Below are 8425 nucleotides of genomic sequence, written 5' to 3' on the forward strand. Positions count from 1 at the left end.
GGAAGATTGCGTGGATCAGGAGCTACCGCAGCACGAGAAGATCAGGTTCAGGCGTGACGAGATCACCGACCTGGGAACCTTTCCGTCCGCGTGCCGCGTCCCGCCGCTCGGCCAGGCGTCGATCGGTCGCGGCGTCCGTATGATGGCGCGGCTGTTTGCCGGCCTTGTCGCCCTTGTGTTGCTGGCTGCCGCCGGCGTCTATGCGATCGGCGTGTCCGGCTTCGGCTCGGAGCGGCTTCGCGCGGAAGCCGAAACGGCAATCGAGAAATTGGCCGGCTTCGATGTCGACGTTGCCGTCGGGCCGGCACGGCTGACGCTTGACGGGTCGAGCTTCATTGCGCTGCAGGTCAGCGACGTCAGCCTCAAGACCGCCGACGGAAAACCAATGGCCGATGCAGGCCGGGTCCGCTTCGGCATCCGGCTGATCCCGTTGCTTTCGGGCGAGGTACGGCTGACCAGCGCCCGGATTTCCGACGCGCACATCGTCATGGCGGCAATGCCGTCCGGCGGCGACTGGACGGCCGAGCTGCGCAACCAGGACGGCCTCATCGATCCGGAAAAACTTTCCGCCGCCGTCTTCGCCAACCTCAACCGCGCGCTCGACGCGGTGCGCGAGGATTCGATGCGCCAGATCGATCTGCGCAACGTCGAACTGGCACTGCCCGAGACCGGATCCGTCAAGTCGGTCACCATCGCCGAGGCCTCCGTCTCGCAGTCGGGACCGGGAAGCATGGAGTTTTCATCCGACGCGGATGTCGACGGCAGGGCGCTTACCATCGCCGCTTCCGCCACCCGCGATCCGGCGACGCGACGCATCACCACGCTGGACGCCAGCATCCAGGCAGCGGATGCCGACACTGCGGCAGGTGGCAAATTGGGTGCGATCGCCTTGAAGCTGGCGGGGTCGGAAGGGACCGGCGACAACGGTTCGCGGCTGACCGCTGCCCTGTCACTGACCGGATCGGTGCTCGATCTCGGTTCGCGCGGCCTGCTTCCGGCCGACATCGATCTCGATGCAACACTCGTCGCCGGGTCGAACAAAATCCAGGTCGACAGTTTGCTGGTGAAAACCGGCCGCTCGACCTTCGATTTCGCCGGTTCGATCGGGCCGAAGCCGGCTACCGGCGCAGCGGGCGAGGAGCCATCCTATCGTTACGACCTGACCAGCGACGGTTCGACCCTGGCGCCTTCCGATTCGCCGGAGCCGGCACTCAGCTTCATTGCCCGTATCGCCGGCGTCTACCAGCCGACGAGCCAAAAGCTGGTCGCCGAGCAGATCGGCGTCCGGTCCGGACCGGGCAGCGAAGTGCTGGGCACGGCTTCGGTTTCATTCGTCGCCAACCAGGCGCCGGGCATATCGGTGGCGCTCAATGTCCACGACATGCCGGTCTCGCACGTCAAGCAATTATGGCCATGGTTTTCGGCGCGCAATGCCAGGCTGTGGGTGCTTAAGAACCTGTTCGGCGGCCGCGTCGTCGATGGCAGCCTGCAGTTCCAGGTCGTGCCCGGACGGCTCGGCAACGGCGTGCCGCTTTCCGCCGATGAAGTGTTCGGCCGATTCCAGGTCGAAGGATCGCGCTTCGACACGGCCGGCCGCATTCCGCCGATCCGCGATGCCGTTGGCGTCGTCGGCTTCCACGGCAATGACGTCGACGTCGCGCTGTCGTCGGGCAGCGTCTATATGCCGAGCGGCCGCACGGTGGCGGCGAGCAACGGCACGCTCACCGTCAAGGCCGCGAACCATCCGCCGGTGATCGGCGCGCTCGACATCGATGTCGCCGGCGAGGCGCCGGCAATCGCCGAGTTGGCATCCTTTGACCCGATCAACGCCATGCGCCATGTCGGCCTGCTGCCGGACGACCTATCCGGCACGGTGACCGGCCACGTCAAGGCCGATATTCCGCTGCAGTCCGGTGTCGACTCTTCCAAACTCGATTGGCTGGTGGCGCTCGACTACAAGGACCTGTCGCTGGGCAAGCCGTTCGAGGGCCAGACAGTCAGCCATGCCGACGGCTCGATCACGGTCGCGCCCGACCGGGCGGTGATCTCGGCGAAGGCGCTGCTCAACGGCATTCCGGCCGAGCTCGACCTGATCGAGCCGCTCAGGGATGGCGGCCCGCCGCGCAGTCGTAAAGTGGCGCTGGTGCTCGACGACAAGACGCGCGCCACCGCCATGCCTGGCCTGTCGACGCTGCTTTCCGGAACCATCAAGGTGGCGATCGACAAGAGTGGCACCGGCAACCAGAACGTGTCGGCCGACCTGACCAATGCCAGGCTGGACATTCCCTGGGCCGGCTGGAGCAAGGGGCCTGGCATTCCCGCCAAGGTCGTCTTCGCCATGGCGAAGACCGGCGACACCACGACGCTCTCCAATTTCGAACTCGATGGCAAGACCTTTTCCATCGACGGCAGCGCGGTGCTGGTCAACGGCGCCTTGTCCTCGGCCCGGTTCAGCAAGGTCACGTTGAACAGGGGCGACGACGTCGCCGTCTCGGTGAAGCGGTCGGGCAAGGCCTATGCTGTCGAGGTCAGCGGCAGCGCGCTAGACGCACGCTCGCTGATCAAGCAATTCACGTCCGACGTCGACACCGCCACCAAGACCACTGGCGTCGATGCGATCTCGGTCAGCGCCGACGTCAGTTCCCTGACCGGCTTCCATGACGAGGTGCTGTCGAATCTGAAGCTCGACTACAGCGCCGCCGGCTCCCGGGTGAACGGGCTCAAGGTGAGCGCCACAGCAAGTTCGGGAGCCGCCATCACCATCAGCAACACGACCGGCGGCGGCCTGCGCACGCTCAACATGAAGTCGGCCGACGCCGGCGCCATACTGCGCTTCCTCAACATCTACGAGCATATGGAAGGCGGCTCGATCACGCTGGCGCTCACCGGGGCCGGCGACGGGCCGATGAAAGGCCAGGTCGACGCCAAGAACTTCTTTATCGTTAATGAGCCGAAGCTCGCCTCGATCGTGTCGACGACGCCGGCCGGCGACAGCCGCAGCCTCAACGAGGCGGTCAAAGGCAATCTCGACACGTCGAGGGTGAATTTCGAGCGCGGTTTCAGCGAAATCGACAAGGGCAGCGGCTATCTGAAGCTGCGCAACGGCGTGCTGCGCGGCTCGCGCATCGGCACCACCTTCCAGGGCACGCTCTACGACCAGAACAACAATATGGACATGACCGGCACGTTCATGCCGGCCTACGGCGTAAACCGCATCTTCGGCGAACTGCCGCTGATCGGCGCACTGCTCGGCAACGGCCGCGACCGCGGCCTGATCGGCGTCACCTACAGGCTCAAGGGCAACGCCAACAAGCCGAACCTGGAGGTCAATCCGCTATCGGTGATAGCGCCCGGGATTTTCCGGTCGATCTTCGAGTATCGCTGAGGTCAAAACCCAATTACCTCGAGCGACCGAGTTTTGATCTTAAGCGGCCGCTCGTCCGCCCCGCGAATTCACGCCCATGATCCAAAGGCGACTGACGTCCGCCCGGGCCTAAATGGCCGCTTTGCGCCTAATGTCGGCCGTTAAAGTTAGTTGTGCCACCGCCTTACAGCGGACATCACCGGCGACCGCGCTTGAGGGCGTAGTTGCGCCAGGAGCGGTCATTCGATGTTCTGCCGTTGAACGGCTTCATTCGCCAGTTTAGCGGAAATTGGGCGACAGCATGGTTGCCTCAACAGGGAAGTTCGAAACCCTCTTGGTCCGCGAATCCCGCTGATTGCACGCTGCGGTGCGATATTCTGCAAGATAGCCACCCAACCAACGCCGATAGCCGCATTGCTCTCGACAAGAGCACTCCTGCCGCAGACCACCTAGCTGGCAGACACTTGGCTGATCCCGGCATCGACCCAGGCACGCGTCTGCTCAAGCACTTCATCCGAGAGCGCGGGATCGTCGATCGCCCGGGCGAGGATTACTGCCCCCACCATCGCTGCCCAGCTTCCGATCGCCGCGCGGCGTCTGTCTGCCGGATCCAACTCCGGGAGCGCCTTGCCGATACGGTCGATCTGCGATCGTAGGCCTTCCGTCATGGCCGAGCGTGCAGCCGGGGTCTGATGGCGGATGGCTGCGGCAAGGCCCGCCGTCGGGCAACCGCCGGCGCAGTTGTCGCGATGCCGGGGCGAAAGATAGGAACCTACATAAGCGCGAAGATCGCCCCCTCCGCCTGAGTCCGCGGCGAGGACGTGGGCAAGGGTCTGCGCGATCAGGTCGTCCTTCGAACTGAAATGGCCATAGAAGCCGCCATGGGTGAGCCCGGCGGCCTTCATCACTTCCGCCACGCTGACCGCGTCGAACCCCTTCTCGCGAAACAGCCGGCTGGCCGCATCCAATATCCGGTGACGGTTCTCCGCCATCTGCTCTCGACTGACCTTCATTTCAAAATTCTCCGTCGGCCCCGTTGACATTTACATGATGCCCATCATATTTAGCCGCAATCATGATGATCGTCATGAATATAGGTTCCATCAGAGAAAAGAGCAATGCCATGACCACCATTCCATCAGTCCTCATCACCGGCGCCTCCACGGGCATCGGAGCTTCCTATGCCGAACGGTTCGCCCGCCGCGGACACGACCTCGTGCAGGTTGCCCGTGACGTGGCACGAATGGAGGCACTGGGAGCCCGGCTCCGTCAGGAAACTGGCGTTGCGATCGACATCGTCCAGGCTGATCTTACGCAGCCTGCCGAGCTTGCAACGGTAGAGACGAGGCTGCGCGATGACGCCCGCATCGGGATTCTCGTCAACAATGCCGGAACAGCCATCGGCGGAAGCTTCATCGAGCAGAGTACCAATGACGTCGCCCGGCTCGTTGCGCTCAACACGACCGCGCTTCTGCGACTTGCCAGCGCCATCGCCCCGCGACTTGCGAAGGCGGGTGCAGGGGCGATCGTCAACATCGGTTCCGTGGTCGGGCTGGCGCCGGAGTTCGGCATGACGGTCTACGGCGCAACCAAAGCCTTCGTGCTGTTTCTGTCGCAGGGGCTCAGCCTCGAGCTTGAGCCGAAGGGCGTCTACGTCCAAGCCGTGCTGCCCGCCACGACGCGAACCGAGATCTGGGGCCACGTCGGCGCCGACATCAACACGCTCTCCAACGTGATGGAGGTGGACGATCTGGTTGACGCGGCGCTGGTCGGCTTCGACCGCCGCGAACCGGTGACCATCCCGCCACTCCCCGATGCCGGTCAGTGGGACGCGCTTCAGGCCGCGCGCCAGGCCATGCTTCCGAACTATCGGAACGAACATCCCGCCGAGCGGTACCGCAAGGTCGCCTGAGCACCAACGAATCCATTTGATAACGACCTCGTCGCGGCGGGGACAAACAAGGTGACCTATGACCAACAAAGCACTTTTTGAGCCTTATTCTCTCGGCTCGCTGACGCTCTCCAATCGTATCGTCATGGCGCCCCTCACGCGCAATCGCGCTGGCCCGGGCTTCGTTCCGGGTGATCTTGCCGCCGAGTATTACGGCCAGCGGGCCTCCGCCGGCCTGCTGATCTCCGAGGCCACGCAGATCTCGCGGCAGGGACAAGGTTACCAGGACACGCCCGGCATCTATTCTCAGGCTCAGATCGACGGCTGGCGAAAGGTCACGACCGCGGTGCACGCCAAGGACGCGCGGATTTTCCTGCAGCTCTGGCACGTCGGCCGCGTCTCGCACGTCGATCTGCAGGAGAACGGCGCCGCGCCCGTCGCGCCCTCGGCAATCCGGGCCGCGACCAAGACGTTCGTGAACAACGGCTTTGTCGAGGTTTCGGAGCCCCGCGCGCTGGCGCTCGACGAGCTTGCGGGGATCGTCAACGATTTCCGGCAAGCAGCGGCGAACGCCATTGAGGCCGGCTTCGATGGCGTCGAGATTCATGGCGCCAACGGCTATCTGCTGGACCAGTTCGCCAAGGACGGTGCCAATGTCCGCACGGATGCTTATGGCGGATCGGTCGAGAACCGCGCCCGGCTGATGCTGGAGGTTGCGACTGCGGTGGTCGAGGAGATCGGCGCAGAGCGCACCGGCATTCGGATTTCGCCCGTCTCGCCCGCCAACGGCGTCTCGAGCAGCGCCCCCCAGGCGCAGTTCGACTATATCGTCGATCAACTCGATGCTTTGGGCATCGTCTATATCCATGTCGTCGAGGGCGCCACGGGCGGATCGCGCGATGTCGCGCCGTTCGACTTCGGATCGCTCCGCCGGCGCTTCAACAATACCTATATCGCCAATAACGGCTATGACCTCGAACTCGCGGCGTCGCGGCTCGCCGAGGGCAAGGCGGACCTCTTCGCCTTCGGGCGCCCGTTCATCGCCAATCCCGACCTTGTGGAACGGCTGAAGACGCGCACGCCGCTGACGGAGTTCAACTCGGCGACGCTCTATGGCGGCGGCTCCGCTGGCTATACCGACTATCCCGCGATCGCCGCCTCAAGCCGCCCATGAGCTATCGGAGGGCGGCGCCTGCGAGGCAGCCATCCCACGTGACAGCAGCGCCTCAGGGCATCTCTCTGGCGCTCCGCTCGAACTGGTGTCCAAACCCAGGGATTCAGGAGGGCCATGGAGGGCTATAGCATAGACGTTAGCTCCTCTGGTCCGCCCAGGACCAGCCAGGCGAGATTCGTAGCACGTCGTACGTTCGCTTTACAGGCGCAAGCGGACCCGTTCACCGTGATTTCGACTGTCGTGAATGGGTCAGATCGCGTCGATGCATGGGGGCGCCTGAACGTCCGCTTCTCACATTCCAAGCCGCCAAGCCGCAAGTCCGCTTCCGGCCCCGAACAAGACGTTCATCGAAGCGCCGCAGAACGTCCGCTATTTGCGCTACCTGCTCGTTCCGATCGATGAGACGAATGGCATCTCGGCCATTCTCGGGAGCTAGCTGATTAACCTCGGCGGTGATTCCGAACCGAAGGTCAGCGCCGCAAGATGAAACCGGTTTCGGAAAAGATCTAACAGGAAGTGCCGGGCCCTGGTCAGACCGGCCGCACCAGAACGTGTTTCTTCTTGCCGAGCGACAGTTTCGCGACGTTTTCCGGGCCAAGGTCCTGCAGCGTCACCATCCTGCGATCGTCGGAAACTGGCTGGTCGTTGAGGCGCACGGCGCCGCCCTGGATATGCCGCCGTGCCTCGCCGTTGGACCCAGCCAGCCCGGCGGTGACGAACAGCGACAATAGGCCGACGCCGGCTTCAAGGTCGGCCCTGCCCACCTCGACGGTTGGCAGTGTTTCGGCGAGCGCCCCTTCTTCGAACGTCTTACGCGCCGTTTCGCTGGCCTCCTCTGCCGCCTCGCGGCCATGCAGCATGGCGGTGATTTCGGTGGCGAGGATCTTCTTGGCTTCGTTGATCTCCGAGCCGCCGAGCCGTTCGAGGCGTGCGACCTCGGCGAGTGGCAGGGTCGTGTAGAGCTTCAGGAAACGGCCGACATCGGCATCCTCGGTGTTGCGCCAGTATTGCCAGAAGTCGTACGGGCTCAGCATCTCCGCATCGAGCCAGACCGCGCCCGAGGCCGACTTGCCCATCTTGGCGCCGGAGGAGGTGGTGAGCAGCGGCGTCGTCAGCGCATAAAGCTGCGCGCCTTCCATGCGATGGCCGAGATCGATGCCGTTGACGATGTTGCCCCACTGGTCGGAGCCGCCCATCTGCAGCCGGCAGCCGAGACGCTTGTAGAGCTCGACGAAGTCATAGGCCTGCAGGATCATGTAGTTGAATTCGAGGAACGACAGCGACTGCTCGCGGTCCAGCCGGAGCTTGACTGAATCGAAGGCCAGCATTCGGTTGACCGAAAAATGCCGGCCGACATCGCGCAGGAAATTGACGTAGTTGATGTCCATCAGCCAGTCGGCATTGTTGATCATGACGGCGTCGTTCGGGCCGCTGCCGAATTTGAGGTAGGGCGTGAAGTTGCGGCGGATGCCGGCGAGATTGTCCTCGATGTCCTGCGGCGTCAAAAGCTTGCGCGCCTCGTCCTTGAACGACGGATCGCCGATCATCGAGGTGCCGCCGCCCATCAGCGCGATTGGCCGGTGGCCGGTCTGCTGCAGCCAGTAAAGCATCATGATCTGGATCAGCGACCCGGCATGCAGGCTCCTGGCGGTGGCGTCGAAGCCGATATAGGCGCTCACCGTTTCCGTGGCGAAAAGCTGGTCGAGGCCGGCATCGTCCGAGGTCTGGTGGATGAAACCGCGCTCGCTCATCGTGCGCAGGAAATCGGATTTGAAGGCGGACATTTTCTTTCCCGAAAAGCTTCCGGCCGAACGCGGTTCGGCTATGCATGAAGGCGGGCGTTTAGCACTCAAGCGCGATCAGCAAAAGTGGAATCCGGTTTTGCGACACCCTCTTGCCTTCTCCCCTTGTGGGCTAGCGTGCGCACACATCTGATTTGGCGGGGATTAGTTTGGATTTGCAAGAGCGAAGCCCTCGGCGATGGCGTGGAAGCGTT

General features: G+C 63.7%; 5 protein-coding genes. 3 read left to right on the top strand and 2 right to left on the bottom strand.

Annotated features, from left to right (window positions below; translation table 11 throughout):
* Positions 1–10 precede the first annotated feature (10 nt).
* Complete coding sequence (locus tag NKJ28_RS21485) at positions 11–3385, top strand: hypothetical protein (RefSeq protein ID WP_352571433.1); 3375 nt, start codon at positions 11–13, stop codon at positions 3383–3385.
* A 428-nt stretch (positions 3386–3813) separates the two neighbouring features.
* Here NKJ28_RS21485 and NKJ28_RS21490 read toward each other — a convergent pair whose 3' ends face one another.
* On the bottom strand, positions 3814–4377 hold the full coding sequence (locus NKJ28_RS21490; protein WP_023674676.1) for a TetR/AcrR family transcriptional regulator: 564 nt from the start codon (positions 4375–4377) through the stop codon (positions 3814–3816).
* Positions 4378–4487: 110 nt separating this feature from the next.
* Between NKJ28_RS21490 and NKJ28_RS21495 the strand changes: the two genes are divergently transcribed.
* Both NKJ28_RS21495 and NKJ28_RS21500 read left to right on the top strand, forming a co-directional pair.
* On the top strand, positions 4488–5276 hold the full coding sequence (locus tag NKJ28_RS21495) for an SDR family NAD(P)-dependent oxidoreductase (RefSeq protein ID WP_352636888.1): 789 nt from the start codon (positions 4488–4490) through the stop codon (positions 5274–5276).
* A 58-nt stretch (positions 5277–5334) separates the two neighbouring features.
* Entirely contained in the window at positions 5335–6429 is a 1095-nt protein-coding gene (locus NKJ28_RS21500) for an alkene reductase (protein WP_023674678.1), read from the top strand.
* 530 nt (positions 6430–6959) lie between these two features.
* On the opposite strand, the gene tyrS is transcribed toward NKJ28_RS21500, so the two are convergent.
* Positions 6960–8213: a tyrosine--tRNA ligase gene (gene tyrS, locus NKJ28_RS21505; protein ID WP_023674679.1), complete on the bottom strand. Its 1254-nt coding sequence runs from the start codon at positions 8211–8213 to the stop codon at positions 6960–6962.
* Between the last annotated feature and the right edge of the window lie 212 nt (positions 8214–8425).

The organism is Mesorhizobium sp. M0145, from assembly GCF_040322355.1.
Classification (GTDB): domain Bacteria; phylum Pseudomonadota; class Alphaproteobacteria; order Rhizobiales; family Rhizobiaceae; genus Mesorhizobium.

Excerpts from the sequence above, each read along its gene's own strand:
- tyrS (WP_023674679.1), bottom strand. The coding sequence starts at position 8,213 with ATGTCCGCCTTCAAATCCGATTTCCTGCGCACGATGAGCGAGCGCGGT.
- NKJ28_RS21495 (WP_352636888.1), top strand. The coding sequence starts at position 4,488 with ATGACCACCATTCCATCAGTCCTCATCACCGGCGCCTCCACGGGCATC.
- NKJ28_RS21500 (WP_023674678.1), top strand. The coding sequence starts at position 5,335 with ATGACCAACAAAGCACTTTTTGAGCCTTATTCTCTCGGCTCGCTGACG.
- NKJ28_RS21490 (WP_023674676.1), bottom strand. The coding sequence starts at position 4,377 with ATGAAGGTCAGTCGAGAGCAGATGGCGGAGAACCGTCACCGGATATTG.